At 68.2% G+C, this 16,340-nt stretch carries 7 protein-coding genes and 1 pseudogene; 4 read left to right on the plus strand and 4 right to left on the minus strand.

Features of this window, described 5'->3' with window-relative positions; genetic code table 11:
- Window positions 1-127 precede the first annotated feature (127 nt).
- From AB0367_RS37480 to istA, 3 genes and pseudogenes are all read right to left on the minus strand, one after another.
- Window positions 128-1,726 carry an ISL3 family transposase gene (locus AB0367_RS37480; protein WP_366231275.1) on the minus strand — a complete coding sequence of 533 codons (1,599 nt, stop codon included), beginning with the start codon at window positions 1,724-1,726 and terminating at the stop codon, window positions 128-130.
- Between the two features lie 155 nt (window positions 1,727-1,881).
- Complete coding sequence (istB, locus tag AB0367_RS37485; RefSeq protein ID WP_366231276.1) at window positions 1,882-2,697, minus strand: IS21-like element helper ATPase IstB; 816 nt, start codon at window positions 2,695-2,697, stop codon at window positions 1,882-1,884.
- Window positions 2,694-3,981, minus strand: a pseudogene (istA, locus tag AB0367_RS37490) (IS21 family transposase). The gene istB and the pseudogene istA overlap by 4 nt, the downstream one beginning before the upstream one ends.
- A gap of 222 nt (window positions 3,982-4,203) precedes the next feature.
- On the opposite strand from istA, the gene AB0367_RS37495 reads away from it, so the two are divergent.
- The 3 genes from AB0367_RS37495 (at window position 4,204) to AB0367_RS37505 (ending at window position 11,084) form a co-directional block, all read left to right on the plus strand.
- Window positions 4,204-6,015, plus strand: coding sequence for a hypothetical protein (locus AB0367_RS37495; RefSeq protein WP_366231277.1), 1,812 nt, complete (start codon window positions 4,204-4,206; stop codon window positions 6,013-6,015).
- A 54-nt stretch (window positions 6,016-6,069) separates the two neighbouring features.
- Window positions 6,070-7,428, plus strand: a complete 1,359-nt coding sequence (locus AB0367_RS37500) for a serine/threonine-protein kinase (protein ID WP_366231278.1) — start codon at window positions 6,070-6,072, stop codon at window positions 7,426-7,428.
- A gap of 353 nt (window positions 7,429-7,781) precedes the next feature.
- A complete protein-coding gene (locus AB0367_RS37505; RefSeq protein ID WP_366231279.1) occupies window positions 7,782-11,084 on the plus strand; it encodes a class I SAM-dependent DNA methyltransferase in 3,303 nt (1,100 codons plus the stop codon).
- A 159-nt stretch (window positions 11,085-11,243) separates the two neighbouring features.
- On the opposite strand, the gene AB0367_RS37510 is transcribed toward AB0367_RS37505, so the two are convergent.
- Complete coding sequence (locus AB0367_RS37510) at window positions 11,244-15,683, minus strand: AAA domain-containing protein (RefSeq protein ID WP_366231280.1); 4,440 nt, start codon at window positions 15,681-15,683, stop codon at window positions 11,244-11,246.
- Between AB0367_RS37510 and AB0367_RS37515 the strand changes: the two genes are divergently transcribed.
- Complete coding sequence (locus tag AB0367_RS37515) at window positions 15,682-16,302, plus strand: TIGR02391 family protein (protein ID WP_366231281.1); 621 nt, start codon at window positions 15,682-15,684, stop codon at window positions 16,300-16,302. The genes AB0367_RS37510 and AB0367_RS37515 overlap by 2 nt on opposite strands.
- Window positions 16,303-16,340 lie beyond the last annotated feature (38 nt).

A 16,340-nucleotide genomic window follows, 5' to 3' on the forward strand; every position in this document is an offset into this window, starting at 1 on the left:
ACACAGACCAGGTCAACGTCGACGGCCACGAACCCGCCTACAAGAACTCTTCCGCGCACTGGCCGACCACTGACCTCAAGATCACCAACAGCATCCTTTGGTTGATTGAAGTTGGTCCCTCCGTGGATCAGCTGGCGAGGAGGACGAGCTTGCGGAGGAGGTCGAGCTTGGCGCGGCCGAACAGCTTCCGCTTGATCATTTTGATGCGGTTGACCTGGCCTTCGACAGCTCCTGAGCTGTGGGTCAGGGTGAGGCCGTTGCGGACGGCGTCGTAGTCGCGTTTGAGACCGTTGGCGTAGGAGTGCAGGTCGGGCAGGTCATCGGCCTCGACCGCGGCGATCCACGCGTCGAGGCGATCGCCGTGCCGGCCGGTGAGCATGTCCCCGAATGCGGCGACGTGGGCGGCGAGCGCGTCAAGGTGGGGGCAGCGGCTGCGGATGTGGCGGAGCTTGTCCTGCTCGTCCGTGTTGAGGTCGGCGAACCGGCGCAGGATCCAGTTCGTGATGTGCCGGACTTTCGGTGGCCGAACTGCGGGTGGCGGGCTGCCGGCAGTGGTGCGGAACGGGCGCAGGTAGCCGCGCAGCGTAGCGTAACTACCGCGGTAGCCGAGGGCTTTGACCTCGGCGAACAGCTGCGTCGCGGAGGTGCAGCCCTCAATCCAGCGGCGGTGCAGGTGATCGGCGAACGCGTCCAGGATGCTGGGGCGGCTCCCCACCCGGGCGGTGACCAGCAGTTCGGCGACGCTGCCAGCGCGGGCGAACCGGCGGACCGTCTCTCGGGCCAGGCCAAGCTCACGCATGATCGCCTTGATGCCCATACCACGGCCGCGCAGGGCTTGGACCTGCTCGAAGCGCAGCCGGGTGCGTTCGGCCAGCCGGCCGGACTCGGCCTGCTGCTCGGCGGCGTCAGCGGCGAGGCGGCCCAGGTCGGGCACCGGGACTGACACAGCGCCTTCGGGCTCGATAGGCTCGACGGGCTCAGCCAGGCAGTCGTAATGGCGGCGTACGGCCTGTTCGACGTGTTCGGCCAGGTTCTGCCACAAGTGGAAGCGGTCCGCGACCTGGATCGCCTGCGGCGCTCCGGTGCGGGCGCCCTCGGCGTACGCGCCGGCGCGGTCACGGCAGATCACGGCAACCTCGGGATGTGCCTGCAGCCAGGCGGCGAGGGTGTCGGCTTCCCGGTCGGGCAGCACGTCGATCGGCTGGTGGGTGTCCAGGTCGATGAGCACCGTGGCATAGACGTGCCCGCGGCGGATCGCGAAGTCATCGACACCGAGGACCCGTACCAGCGCCGGCGGCGGGTCCGGCAGCCGGCGGACCAGCCGCAGGATCGTGTTGCGGCTGGTCGGCAGACCGAACCGGGCCGCCAACCGCACCCCCGCCCGCCCGGCCAGGGCCAGCCCGATGCCTTCCAGCGCGCCGCGCAGGCCACCGCTGCGCCGGGCGTGCGGCTCGGTCAGGCCGTTGACCTGCTCGGCGAACCGCCGGACCGGGCAGGCATCGTCTGGGCAGACGAACACCCGGACCCGCAGCACGATCAGCACCTGCCGCTCGCCCACCGCCAGGTCGGCGAGGCGGCGCTGGTAGCGACGGTGCACCCGCGCGCTGCGCCCGCCGCACCCGGGACAGGACGCCTGGTCCGTCTTCGGGTAGGCCCAGATCCGCAGCTCAACCGCACTGGCCTCGACCCGCTCGACCGTTACGCCGGCCAGCTGTGGCAACAGCATCTCAAGGCATCGATCATCGCACCGGCAGCACAGTACACAGTGGACAATCAGCGATCCGCGGAGGGACCAACTTCAATCAACCAAAGTGGGCCAGATCCTTAGAACTGACCCCTCCTGGACGGCTTGGGATTGACCCCCCGTCAGGTCAGCTTGGTCTATTTGTCCCGGTTCTTGGCGAGTAGCTCGCGGCGGGCGCGGGTGCGGAACGAATCGCCGGCGAGGGTGAGGACTTCGGCGTGGTGGACGAGCCGGTCGATCATCGCGGCGGCGACGACTTCGTCGCCGAAGACTTCGCCCCAGCGGCCGAACGGCAAGTTCGACGTGACCAGGATCGAGGCTTGCTCATATCGGGACGCGACCAGCTGGAAGAACAGGTTCGCCGCGTCGGTGTCGAACGGGATGTACCCCACCTCATCGATAATGATCAACCGGTAGCGGCGGATCTTCTTCAGTTCGGCTTCGAGGTGCCCGGCGTGGTGGGCTCGGGCGAGTCGGGTGATCCAGTTCGTGGCGGTGTCGAACAGCACGGAGTTGCCGGCCTGGGCGGCCTTGATGCCCAGGCCGATCGCGAGGTGCGTCTTGCCGATCCCAGGCGGTCCCAGCAGCACGACGTTGTCGGCTTTCGGGACGAACGTGGCGGTGGCCAGGTGAGCGAGCACGTCCTTGCGCAGACTGGGCAGGTGCTCGAGATTGAAGTCCTCGAGGGTCTTGATGGCCGGGAAGTGCGCGGTCCGCACCCGCATCATGTTGCCGGCCGATTCGCGGTCGGCGACCTGCCGCTCGAGGACGGCGGCGAGGTATTCCTCGTGGGACCAGTTCGCGTCCCGGGCCTGGTCGGCGAGGTCTTCCCAGACCCGGCCGATCGTGGGGGTCTTCAGCACCCGGGCCAGATAGGCCAGTTTCGACGTCAAACCGTCCGGCCGGGCCGCGGTGTTGCTGGTCGCCGCGGTCTTGCTCCGTGTGGTAGTCATGAAATCCCTTCAGCGGTAGTGGATGCAGGTGGGTGCTCGACGGGGCGGGGATCGAAGTCGACGCCGAACAGGTCGTCGTAGTCGGGCAGGGCGCGGATGGCCACGACATGGCCGTCAGCGTGGGTCCTGGTCGTCTCGCGGTCCATCTCGCGTCGGCGTTGGGCCAGCTCGGCGCGCAACAGCCTGGCGGTGTCCTGGTGGGCGGGGTCGGTGATCGTCTGCCGGGATCCCCAGAAGCGGGCGTGTTCGGCGACGACCTGACCGGCGCAGGAGGCCACGACCCGGGCCGGGTTCGCGAACACGTCGACGAACCGGCCGATCGCGCGTGGGTCCACGCTGTAGTCGTTGCCGTCGACACGGACGTAGTAGTCACGGCCCAGCCGGATCCGATGGGTCAACCCGACCGCCGGCGCCACCGGCGGCAGGCCGACCATGCCGGCCCGGTCGGCGTCCCACCGCTGCGCCGGAGAAGCACCGATCGCACGCAGGTGCCGGACGTTCGCCCGGGTCGTCAGCCAGTCACTGATCTGGACGTTGAAGTCGAACGGCGACGTGAACGTCCGGCCCGGCAGGAACGACGTCTCGAAGTAGCCGTTGCGCCGCTCGACGAGACCCTTGGACTCCGGATCGCGTCGCGGCGCCAGCCGGATGCCCACACCCAACGTCCCCGCGAACGACGTCGCCTCAACCGTCAGCTTCCCGGTCCCGCCGATCGCCGATTCCCGATCCCAGACCAGCGTGCGCGGACACGCACCCCACCCGCCGATGATCTCCCACATCCCGGCCAGGATGTCCCCTGCCTTCCGCGACGGGATCATCACCGCGTCCGTCACGCGCGAGTGCCCACACGTCATGGCCAGGACCGGTAACACCCGCCGCTGACCGGCCCCGACCGGAATCTCCGGCTCCGGGAACCACAGATCGCACTGCGCGACCTCGCCCGGCGAGTACTCGATGCGGTCCGCCGGGTCCGGCGGCACGAACAACGGCCGCAACTGCCGAACCCGGTCCTTCAACCGTCAACGACCGCGTCCAGCCGATCCGTTCCGCGATCACCGGAGTCGGCATCGACGGCCACTGCGCCAGCAACGACCGAATCTGCGGCTCGAACGCATCAACCGACGAACCCCGCGGCCCACGCTCGCGCCGGGGCGGCTCCACCGCCCGCACCGCCGCCCGCACCGTGTTCCGCGACAACCCGAACCGCCGAGCGAGCTCCTTGATCGGCACACCCTCACCCAGGTGCAACCGCCGGATCTCAGCCCACTCCTCCAACTTGATCACCCCTCCAGACTTACGGAAGGGGGTCAATCCCAATCCGCCGACAGAGGGTCAGTCTCAAGCCGCCGTCGACAAGCCGGGAATGCGTGGCACGTCCTCGCCACCAGGCTGTACAACCCTGCTGCGGCGGCGCATGACGACATCGCGTGGCAATACGAGGGCACTCCGCTGTGGCCGGGTCTCGAAGGACATTTCTACGTCCACGTCGAGTCGCCCCTGGCCGACATGCTGCGTCGAGCACACGCCAGACGCCTGCGGAACGACGAGCAGGTCCCGGCGACGGCCCGCGACGAGTACGTGCAGCAGGTGCAGTCCCGGCTCGCGCAGCTGGAGACCGAACCAGAGTCCTACTGGATTGTCGATCAGCTTCTGGACGTCGACGTCGCGCGTGGTGTCTTCCGCGACCGCTTCGCCGACGACTTGAGTAAGCTGCCTGGCTTTCTGCTCTTGAGCGAAGTCGATCAACAACGAATCGACGAGGCGGCCTGGCAGTACGTGTCCACTGCGGACTCGGTCAACCTACCGAAGCATCGTAATGCCACCACCGTCTACCATCCGTTGATCGCGGCCTACCGGGCGGTTGCCCGCTGGCACCGCCTGGACCCGCAACGGCTCGCTGAGCTACCGGCTCGACAGTGGGCGGCCTGCGCCGAGGCGATCTTCACGTACCCCGCCCATGTGACCGACCGCGACGCGGACGGTCAGGTCAAAGCCGACCTCCTCACCCAAGCCGCGACACGTGCGCCCGCGGCTCTCGCCGATGTCGTCAACCACCTGCTGACCACCTTCAACGCCGAGAACCAGCCAATGCGGTGGCTTAGCGAACTCGCCCCGGTCATGAACTCCCAGCTGGCGGATGCGCTCGCCGCCCACCTCGATGGGCCGCACCTCGTCAATCACGCCGATGCCCTCGACCTGCTGCTGAGCCGCAACGATCAACGCGGCATCGACTGGTGCACCCGCCAACTCGACGGAGTACCGGACGTCAACGCTGGCGTCATCGCCGCGAACGCGATGCTGCGCCATGTTCCAGAACAGGGACTGCCGCTCGTCGTCGCGGTCCTCCGCCGGGCGCCCGCGATCGGCAGAGAGATCGCGCTCGCGCTCGGTCAGCACCTGCGGCATCGAGCATTGACAGTCGCCGGCTATGACGACGCGATCGCGGACCTCTACGAGTGGCTCGCCGTGCAGTTCCCGCCGCAGGAAGACCTGGAGGATCGGCAGACAGGCTTTGTTTCGCCGCAGCGGCAGCTGGAGTTCTGGCGAGACGAGCTGCTCCATACCCTGGTTCAGCATGGCACCGAAAGCAGCCTCGCAGCGCTTGAACAGCTGCAGCGTCGTCAACCTCAGCTTCCACTGGACCGGGCTGTCCTGTTTGCCCGGGAAGTCACCCGCCAGCAGACATGGACGCCGCCGGCGCTCATCCACCTACACCAACTGCTGCAGGACCGTCGCCGGCGGCTGGTCACCGACGCGGCCGACCTGCAAGCGGTCGTCTTGGAGGCCTTGGAAACGATCGACGGGTGGCTTACCGGGGAGACACCGCAGGCGTTCGCACTGTGGAACGTCACCAAGATCCCAGGAGAGCCCAAAGACGAGAACAGCATCTCCGACTGGTACTGCCACGGCCTGCGCCTGCTGCTGAAGTTCTCCGGCGTCGTCATCAACCGAGAGGTGGAGGTCCGCCGCAAGCCAGGAGCGGGCATCGGCGAGCGCCACGACATCCGAGTGGAAGCAACCGACAGCACCGGCCACACGATCTGCGTCGTCATCGAGGTCAAGGGCTGCTGGAACGACTCCACCACGACCGCGTTGACCGAGCAACTGGTCGGGCAGTACCTCAAGCCGGCTGGCCATACCCACGGTGTATACCTCGTCGCCTGCTTCCCGCCCGAGCAGGTCAGCGGCGACAAACGCTCAAAGGTTGCACAGCACAGCATCGCCGCACTGATCGAAGGCCTCACAGGTCAAGCGCAGCAGCTTCCGCCGCCATTCAACGTTGCGGTCGTGGTGCACGACATCGCGCTCCCCGGGTAGAGCGGGACAGTGCACCACGACGGCAGAGTCGGCCCGCTTGCCAAGCCTGAGATCATGGTGGTCGTGGTTGCTTTCGACGGTGAAAGTGGCGCCCGGTGGTCGTACGATCCGGACAGCCGCATTGGAGACGACAGCGGCTTCGGACAAGTCTTCCGAGGAACCGGCCCGGAAGGCGAGGCCGTCGCCGTGAAGCTGGTCCAGCTGCGCTGGGACGCGCAGAGCGAGCGGCATCGGCGCGAGCGAGAAGTCGAGATCGACCAAGTCCTGGCCACCACAGCGGCCAAGCACGTGATGCGCCTGCGGGACGTCGGGCGGGTCGGGAATGACCTGCTGCTGGTAATGCCGATGGCGGACCGGTCGCTCTCGGCGGCCATCAAAGCCAGTGAACTCGACGAAGTCGCGAGAATCGACGCGCTGCGGCAGGTCGCAGCCGGGCTGATGGAGCTGGCTGAGGTTCCGGTGCTGCACCGAGACCTGAAACCTGCCAATGTTCTCTACTGCGGCGGTCTCTGGCGCCTGGCAGACTTCGGCATCTCCCGGAATCTGCTTGAGTCCACCGGCACGTACACCTTCCGTGGTGCTGGGACCATGCCGTACATGGCGCCCGAGCTTTGGGACGGCCAACCCGCGACTCCCAAGAGCGACCTGTATGCGTTCGGTGTCTTGGCATACGAGGTACTCACCGGCGCGCGGCCGTTCACCGGCGCCAGCGAGGCGGAATGGAGACGTCAGCACCAGCAGGTGACACCCGGTCCGCTGTCTCCGGGCGTGCCTCCCGCGCTCGGTCGTCTGGTGCTGCGGCTACTCGCGAAGGAACCAGCCCGGCGACCGCAAGACGCGCGCGCCGTAGTCGAGGCCATCGACGCAGCGATCAAGCGGCTCAGTCCGGAGCAGGAAGCTTTGCGAACCGCCGCACTCGCTGCGCAGCAACGTCAAGCCAGCGCTGACGCGGACAAGGCCGCCCGCATCTCGAAGCAGGTCGAGCAGGGCCAACAGATCACACAGGCCCTCGCAGACCTGCACGAGATCCTCGAGGAGGGCGCTGACCTGGTCCGTGAAGCACTTCCAGAGGTCGAGTTCCAGAAGGAGGGTCTGTCCTGGTATTTGGCCTGGCAGGGTAGCCGGGTCGTGGTGGAGATCTGGACGCAGTCACCACCCGCCCTAGACACGGCGACGAGCGATCCGCTGTTGGCTGCGGGCGTGGTGGCAATCGCCCCCAATGCCACGCGGCCGTTGGCGAACATCGTCTGCGAACGCGGCGACAGCCGGCTGCGCTGGTCGCTGCTGCGGTTCACCGCCAGTGGGCTTGCGCGGACATACGAGTACGGGCCGCGTGATCGGCCACACGGCTTCAACTGGCCTGTCTTCGCCGCTCAGCGTGGCTACATGCTCCGTCCCATGATGCACGTTTAGAGCATGGACCGAGCCAATCTGACAGCCGAGACCTTGGTGGACCTGTTCCGCGAGGTCATCAGCAGAAACTGATGGATGGCGTAGCGGTTGGGCGGATGCGTTGGACGGCTGGGTCGTTGAGTTCCATTGGAAAGCGCTCACTGGTAGGCCAGCGCAGGTGTCGCCGCAGCCCACTTTTGAGAGCGCCGACCCGCATGTCTGTGGTTGCGGCGGCGCGCCCGTATAGGCGCTTATATGCCCATATCGGCGGAACAGCGTGCCCGCAAGTAGCCGATGAGGGGCATGTCTTCCCGGACGATCATCAAAGCCGCCGACGGCAGACTTCGTTGGCTAAGGACAAGGTGGAATGATCGATGGCTTCGGCACGTCACGGGGCGGGGGAGTTCGTGAGCAGCGAGGCCAAGGATTTGAGCGCGTTGGTCTGGTCGATCGGCGACCTGCTGCGCGGTGACTACCGGCCGTCCGAGTATGCCGGCGTGGTCGAGCCGTTCACCGTGCTGCGCCGTCTTGACCTGCTGCTGCAGCCGACGAAGGAGGAGGTGGTTCACCTCTTCGGTCGGCTCGGTGCGGAGGGTTTCTCCGACCTCGATGCCGTGCTGCGTGAGACCACAGGCTTGCCGTTTTACAACACGAGTCAGCTGAGTTTCCAGTCGGTGGCGTCGGATCCGATGGAGGTTGCCAGGAACCTCCGGTATCACATCGCTGGGTACTCGGAGCTCATCGCCGACGTGCTGCGGGCGTACGACTTCGACCGGCAGATCAGCCGCCTGGATGGGGCTCGGTTGCTGTATCCGGTGGTGTCCCGGTTCGTCGAGGTCGATCTGGGGCCGCAGGCGGTGAGCGACCGTCGGATGGGTGCCGTCTTTGAGGATCTCGTGCAGGCCTTCGCCGCCGCGAACTACGACGCTGCCGGCGAGAACTTCACGCCCCGGGACGTCGTGCGGGTGATGGTGGAGTTGCTGGTGCCGCAGGACAAGGGCACCGGCCGGCGGACCGTCCACGACCCCGCGTGCGGTATCGGGGGAGCCCTGCTGGAGACGCGGCGGCAGATCGAGGTGTGCAATCCGTCCGCCGCCGTCGAGACGTTCGGTCAGGAGATCAACGCACGGACGTACGCGATCTGCCGGTCGAACATGCTGATGCGGGGTGACGGCGGCGGCCGGTTCGTGCACGGCAACTCGTTGAGCCAGGACGGTTTTCCCGGCGAGGTGTTCGACTACCTGATCTCGGCGCCGCCGTTTGGCCTGGACTGGCGAAACGTCCAGGACGTCGTCAAGCACGAGGCCGCGATGCTCGGGTTCAGCGGCCGCTTCGGAGCGGGACTGCCGCGCATCGGCGACGGATCGTTGCTGTTCCTGCAGCATATGGTCGCGAAGATGAAGCGGCCGGAGGACGGCGGCAGTCGTGTCGGTATCCTGTTCAGCGGATCGCCGCTGGATGTGGGGGGCCCGGGGTCGGGCGAGTCGGAGATCCGCCGATGGATCCTCGAGAACGACCTACTCGAGGGCATTGTCGCGCTACCGGGTCAGCTGCTTCACAACACGGCCATCGAGCTCTACTACTGGATCCTGACCAATCGCAAGGACGGAGCGCACCGCGGCAGGGTCGTGCTGGTGAACGCCCGCGACGAGTGGCAGCAGATGCGCCAGTCGCGCGGCATGAAACGCCGGTACCTCGCGCCGGATCAGATCGTCGCCGTCACCGGCGCGTACCAGCACGCTGTCGCCATTGCCGGCGACGCGCAGCATCCCTGGAACGCCCGCGTGCGGCTGCTGCGTACCGAGGAGTTCGCCGTCCGCAGGGTCGTCGTCGACCGCCCGCTCCGAGCCCGGTTCGATCTGACCGAGCCGAGCGCCCGCCGCCTGGTCACCGAGGCTCCGTTCCGGAACGTGTTCGGCCGGGAGACCCTCGCCGAACCCGTGCGCCGGCTGACCGGGTCCTCCTGGGCCACGAGGGGCAAGGCCCTTGGCGTGCTGCGCGCGGCGGTGCGGGACGCCGGCGAGACGTGGCCGACGACGGCGGGTTTCCAGAACGCGGTGAGCCGGCTCCTGCGGGTACCGGACCCGGCCGGGGAGATTCAGAAGAACGGCCGGGACATCGAGGCGGACCCGGCATTGAGCACATCGGTCGACCTCCCGGCCCACCGCGATCCGCAGGACCACCTGCGCGACGAGGTCTGGCCGACGGACCCCGACGCGTGGATCGACCCCGCCAAGACCCGGTCCGGATACGAGATCTCGCCGACCCTGTTCTTCGTCGCCCGCATCAACGCGGACTTCGACTCGCTCAAGCGGTTCGCGCGACGGGAGACAGCTAGGGTACGGGTGGCCGGCGAGGGCAGCGGCTGGCGCCAGCTGAGCGCCAGATACCTGCACGACGTCGAGTCCGCCGCGGCCCTGCCGGAGGCGCCGGAGTCCCGCCTGCCGATGACCGTGTGTCGCGATGGTGACCTGGTCGGCTGGCCCGGCAACTGGCGGCTGCTCCCGCCGAACTTCGGCGAGGCCGTCACCTCGATGTTCGTGCTCCATCCTGCCGAAGGGCGCGGCCGCCTGCTGTGCGAATGGCTGAACTCGCGTCCGGAGGACTCGTCCGCCGCCTTGCGGATGACCGGCCGCAAGCTGATGGACATCCAGGTCCCCGTCGACCTGTTCGACGGGGAGATCGAGCACCACCTCGAGGCGGTGCAGGAAAGCCGGCGCAGAATCCAGGCGGCGGCGTCGAACACCCTGCCGAACGTGTTCAGCGGAGGCCAGACGGACGTCCATCGGCTCCGCGACGAGATCCGGTCGGCTGCCTCCGAGGCCGTGCTCGTCGCCGACCTGATGCGTCCGGTCGAGGATCCGGTCGGACGAGCCGAATGGACCTATCCGTTTCACATTGCGTCCCTCGCCCGGCGGTACCGGATCAGCACCCATCCAGCGGAACAGCAGGACGGCCTTCTCAAACTCGGCGAAGGCATTGCCCGCGTGCTCGGCATCCTCGCGTTGGGCGAGCTGATCGCAGACCAGGGTGGGTTCACCGCCGCGCTGCGCGGCCAGTTGCGGACCGGCGCCACCTTCGGCACCTGGACGACGTTCATCGGCCGGTTCGCCGACGGCGCCGTCACGCCGCTGCTCACCGACCTCGGCCGGCTCCGTGACGTGGGTGGCGTCCGCGACGTGCTGGCCGCGATCAAGCAGGTCCGCAACCGCACCCACCACTCGCACGGCGTACGCGCTCACCATGAGATCGAGAAGGACGTGGAGACACTCGAACCCCACGTCATCTCGGCGCTCACGACAGCCAACTGGCTCGCCGCCAACCCCTGGGACTGGGTGGAACGCTGCGAGTACCTCGACGACTCCTCGTACCGGATCGTCGGGCTGACGCTGAGGGGCAGCCATCCCAGCTGGGAACCCTTCGACCGGCCCAGCCTCTCCCCACTGCGACCGAACCGGATCTATGTCAACGGCGCTGGCGGAAACCCCGTCGACCTGTGGCCGCTGGCGGCGGTCAGCCTGTGCCCGCGATGCCAGGCCCGCGAGCTGTTTCTGCTCAACCAGTGCCAGGACGAGACCCTGATCCTGCGAAGCCTCGAAGAGCACGAACTGGAGATCAGGCACCCGCTGCCCGGCACCCACGTAGTCCCGTACAATCGGCGTCGATTGCTGTCGTAGCGGCCGTACCGTCTCCGGCATCTCCGCGAGGTCGTGGTGGTCGCCGTCGAACTACCGGTGCGCGGCGATGGGAGTGATCTACCCGGCCGCCACCGCCGGTCCTGGATCAGGGTCAGCGCTGGTTCCCGCGCCCACTCGTCGGCGACGATGGTGAGCTCGTTACTTCGTTGCAGAGGATCGCCGGGTGGCGGCCGACTCGTGGGTCGGCGCGTCGCGTGGCTCGATGCCCCGCGTGCGCAGCTGCGCCCATAGTGGTTCGAGGGCTGCGGTTGCGTCGAAGCGGTAGTCACTCTCCCGGAGCCGTACGAAGGTCCAGCCGCAACGCCGCAGCTCCACCTCACGGTCGACGTCGGCGGCGAGGGACTCGGGCGTGGTCAGTGGCCGCGGACCGTCGCAGACGACGGCCAGCCGCCCTCGGTCGCCGACGACGACCAGGTCGATGTGGCCGTCGCGGACCGCGAACCACGGCAGCACCCTGTAGCGGCGTTGTCGTAGGGCCCCGAAGACGTCCTGGTGGAACTGTGACCGGAACGGCGGGCGATACCGGCCGGCCGGCAGGTCGTCCAGACCCGGGTCGGGTTCGAGCGGTCGGTGGTCGTCACGGAAGTGTTTGAGCAACGCGATCCGCATGTCCTTGGTCGAGGCGCTGGCGTGCGGCGGCACTGAGCTGAACAGCCACAGCTGGTCTTCGGCACGGCTGACGGCCACGTTGTACCGCTGCCGGTCCCGCCGAGCGGTGAACGACTCACGGTCGGCGGCGGAGTACACCATCGACAGCAGCACGACGCTGCGCTGGTCACCCTGGAAGGAGCGCGGGTCACCGACCCGGATCCGAAGGCGTTCGATGTCTCTGGCCGTGATTCGCCGCTGCAATTCGGCGTTCAACGCCGCGACCTGGGCCGGGCTGTGTAGGGCGATCACGCCGATGGTCCGGCTCTGGTAAGCGGGGTCGGTCGTAATCTTCTCCACCTGGTCCATGATCGCCACCACCTCGGCGCGGTTCACGGCGTCGTCTCCAGTGCCCTCCATCTCGCCGCGGACAGGCATCAGGACCAGCGGCTCCAGCCGGTCAGCGCCGAACTGCCGCAACGGCATCAGGTTCCCGTCGTAGAACTGCTCCGACGACCAGCCGATGATCTCGGGCATCGAGCGGAAATGCTCGGTCAGCCGGATCACCCGCGGCACCCGCGCAGACATCAGCTCATACAGGCTCCGGCCCGGGATGAAACCGCCGCAGCGGAACGACGGCATCCCCTGCAGGTGGTGGTCGATGGCGTCAAGCTCGTCCTGCTTCGCCTTGGGACCGTCGCCGGGTGTGCACTGCTTCTCGTCGCCGACGATCACCAGCCGTGGCGCCAGCCACAGCAGTAGGAGCCAGTCGACGCCGACCTGGCTCGCCTCGTCGACGATGACCACGTCGAACCCGTCCGGCTCGGCCTCGACATGCTCGGCGACCGCTCCGAGTGGCATCACCCAGGCCGGTACCGCGGCGCGGGCGGCTCGCATCGCGTCGGCGGCGTCCGCGGCGTGCCGGTCGCTGTATCGCCCCGCGCCGAGCCCGAGCGCGTCGCGGGCGATCCGGTAATCCTGCAGCGCCTGCCGCTGCTCCTCGCCGAGCCGACCGAGATAGTGCCGCAGCCCGCGTGCGCCGGCGAGTTCGGCGGTCACCTCCCGCAGTGCGTCGTCGAGCTCATCGACCCGTTCGGCGTCGGCGTCGGGTGCGTCACTCGATCGGACCGTTGCGTAGTAGCGCACCGCGCAGGCCCACGCCCACGCATCGTCCAGTGCTGCGATGCGGTCGTCCCAGTCGGCATCGGCGGCGGTTGCCGACATCATTGCAGCGAGCTCTCGGTGTGCCTCCTGCAGTCGGCCGAGCAGCTCGGCCTCGCGCCGGTGCTCGGCTTGCAGTCGCCGGGCCCGCATCAGCTCGTCTGCGGCGGCGCGGTACCGCCTGGCATCGCCGGCCTCGATCGCCTCGATGAGCTCGGTGACCTCGGGTGCGGCGGCGGGTACGAGGTTCAGCGTTCGTAGCGCGTCACAGGTCGCCCGCAACGTCCGTCGGGCCCGTTGCGCCGCCCGTACGACTTCGACGTTGCGCACGATCCGGACAAGGGCGTCCCACCGCTCTGCCGAATTCACCACGTATCGCAGCCCTGCCCGCAAAACGACCTGCTGGGCAGCGTCGCGGGCGGTCAGCAGTACCCGCAGCGCATCGACGCCCACGGCGAGCTGCTCAAGCTGCGCCAGACGCATGTTCAAGCTGCCGCGCCGGGTCCGCACGCCAGCGGCGGCCCACTCGGCGAGCGCGTCACTCACCGCGATCTCGCAGCGCAGCGTCGCAACGACGGCACTCAGGTCGGCGGCCGTGCGAGGCGCGGCGCCGCCGATGGTGCAGGTCTGCAGCAGTTCAGCGGCGTCGACCTGGGCCCGCGCCGGCCGCCACCGGCGGATCCGACCGCCTCGGGTCAGGTACTCCCGCAACCGCAGCGCCTGGCCGAGCAGCTGGGTGGCGGCGCCGGTCGTGAGGCCCGGGTCGAAGGAGACGGACCGCGCCCCGGCGTGTAGCTCGTCGCGCAGCGCGGCCACGCCGTCAACGGTGGCGAACAACCCGGTCCAGATGCCCGCGTCACGGTGGGCCAGCAGCGCCTCGGCCGCAGTGCGCCGCCAGTCGTCCGCCGGCCACCCGTCCAACACCTCACCAAGGCCGCAGCCGGCGAGCGCGGCGAACGCGACATCGACCCGGCCGTGCAAGTCTGCCAGCGCGGGACCTTCCAGCTCGGTGAAGCTTGTCATGGTGTCCGCGTCCAGGGAGCCGCCAGCCAGCGCTTCGTGGGCGGCAAGGCGTTCGAAAGCATCGGTCACGATCTCGACTGCCGGCACAAGATCCACCGCTGGCAGCTGCTGGCCGCCCCGGACAGCGCGTTCGTCCGTGCGTCCGCGGAGCAGTCGCAGCAGCTCAGCCGATTCGTTCGGGACGAGCGGCGTTGTGTTCGGCGCACCGACCGGCAGGTCGCCGATCCACCCGAACCGTTCCCGGCGCTCGCTGATCGCGACGGCCAGGTCCCGCAGCGTGCCTCGATACGGCTCGGGCATCGCATGGTGCACGGAGTGCTCTTGCTCACGGCCAGCTCGCAGCGCCGCGACGGCGGCGTCGCGGGCGCGTACCAAATGGTCACGGCGGCGCCCCAGCTCACCGATGTCGTGCTCAAGCCGGTCGGTGGAGCGCGTGGTGCCCAGCTCGGACAGGGCCCGGATGCTTCGCTCGAGCTCCTTGTCGGCACGGTCGGTGCTCATCTGCACACAGAGCCGCTGGACCTGCTTCGGCAACTGGTCGCGGATGACCGAGAGCGCAGCCCCGTTCTGGCTGGTGACGAGCACTCGCTGACCATCGGCGAGCAGGGCGCTGAGCAGGTTGGCGATGGTGTGGGTCTTGCCGGTGCCGGGCGGCCCCTGCACGACCACGACACTGTCGTCCCGCAGTGCTCGGAGCACGTCGCGCTGTTCGGCGTTGGTCCGCCGCGGGAAGAGCGGGTCTGCGCTGATTGGGGGCGCTCCGCCGGTTTCCAGCCAGCGCTGGCGGTCGGCCGGCTCGATCGGTACGACCAGCTGCGCCAGGCCCAGTGGGACGACGGAGTCAGGCGTCTCGAGCGACTGTGCGATCCGCCGATAGAACGCCGCCTTCGCACCGCTAAGACGGCGGCGCACAAAGATCGCCGGGGCGAGCACCAGCGATGGCAGGTCGAGCGTCGACGGGTCGGGGGCGATCCACTGCGCCGGGTCCGCACGGACCGGCGCCCGCCAGCTGTCCCGCACGTATCCGGCCAGCCATGTCTTGAGCCCGTCCGCCAACGGATGGACGCCGATCAGGGCCGCGTCGTCGGATCGCCCGACGAACGTGCCGTCGGGCTGCTGGCGCAGCGCCCGATCGTCGAGACGGACGCATGCGCCTTCGGCGATGCCGACGCGGAGCCCTCCGGCGCTGTCGCGGTGCGTCACCAGTGTGATGCTGAGTATGTGACGGCGTACAGCGATCTTGCCGCCGCGCACGACCGTCACCAGCCCGAGGCCCAGCACGAGCTCGCCACCACGGCCGCGGGCCGCTTCGGCGGCCATCTGCTCCAGCCGCCCGTACACCTGCTGCAGCCGCTCAGCGCGCAGATCGGCGCGGGCCCACGCCCGCTGCTCGGACTGCCACCGTTCGAACGCGGCGCGGACCTCAGCCGGGTGATCTTCAGGCAGTAACCGTGGGGCGGCGCCCCGCGAGTCTAGAGCGACGACCGGGTCGAGCCTGCCCTCCAGGACGGCGGGCGGCGGGGGCGCCGAGATGAACGACGGCTTGGGCAGTTCCAGCAGGACTTCTGAGCCAGCCGGGCCGAGGATGTCGCGAAGCTCGGCGAGCCACAGCAGGTCACCGGTGGCCTCGTCAGGCTTGGGGCGCGACTCGTCGGTCCGCTCGTGCAGCAGCCGCACCAGGCCGCGGGTGAGCCGTAGAACCTCAGGATCCGCACCCGTGATCGGTCCCGCCACTTCGCCCCCTCCGCACGTCCCAGCTAAACAGACTGCGGCACTGTGAACACGATATGCAACAGTGACCATCATGAGTGAGTTGCCGAAGTGGCCCGGTGCCGTGATCCAGGCTGTTGCCGAGGTGCTGGCCAGCACCGACTGGCCGGGGCTGAGCAACGCCCAAATCGAGGAGTTGCTCCTCCTTACGGGCACGGCAGATCCCACACCCGTGAAATCGAAGCGAGCTCGGCTCATCGCCGCACTGCATGTGCAACAGCAAGCCGAAGGCTCCGGCGAGCCGATCGAGCGGTTTCTCGTCGAGGCGATGTCGATCGCGCGGTACCTCAACGACCGGCCTCGATTCGATGCCCTGCGAACGGGGCTGCGCCGCCCCTTGACGATCGTCGGACTGGACCTCGACGACGGTGGCCGGCTGATCAGGGCGGAAGCCACCGCCATGACGCTGGATGAGGTGGCAACCCTCACCGACCGGCTACGCAGCGAACTCAAACGCCGAGATGTTCATGAACAGGTGCTGCACTACTGCGAGGAAGAGCTCGTCCGGAAGTCGCTTTTCCACGCGGTCTTCGAGGCGACGAAGGGTGTCAGCGAGCGGCTTCGCCAATTGACTGGACTACGCCTCGATGGTGCAGGGCTAGTGTCTCGTGATCCTGCTGTCGTTACTTCGAGTTGTTGTCGACGAGTTGCTTGATGCTGGTCTGGACCCAGCGGACCTTGGCGAGGATCTCG

The sequence above is a fragment of the Dactylosporangium sp. NPDC051484 genome (assembly GCF_040689395.1).
GTDB lineage: Bacteria > Actinomycetota > Actinomycetes > Mycobacteriales > Micromonosporaceae > Dactylosporangium.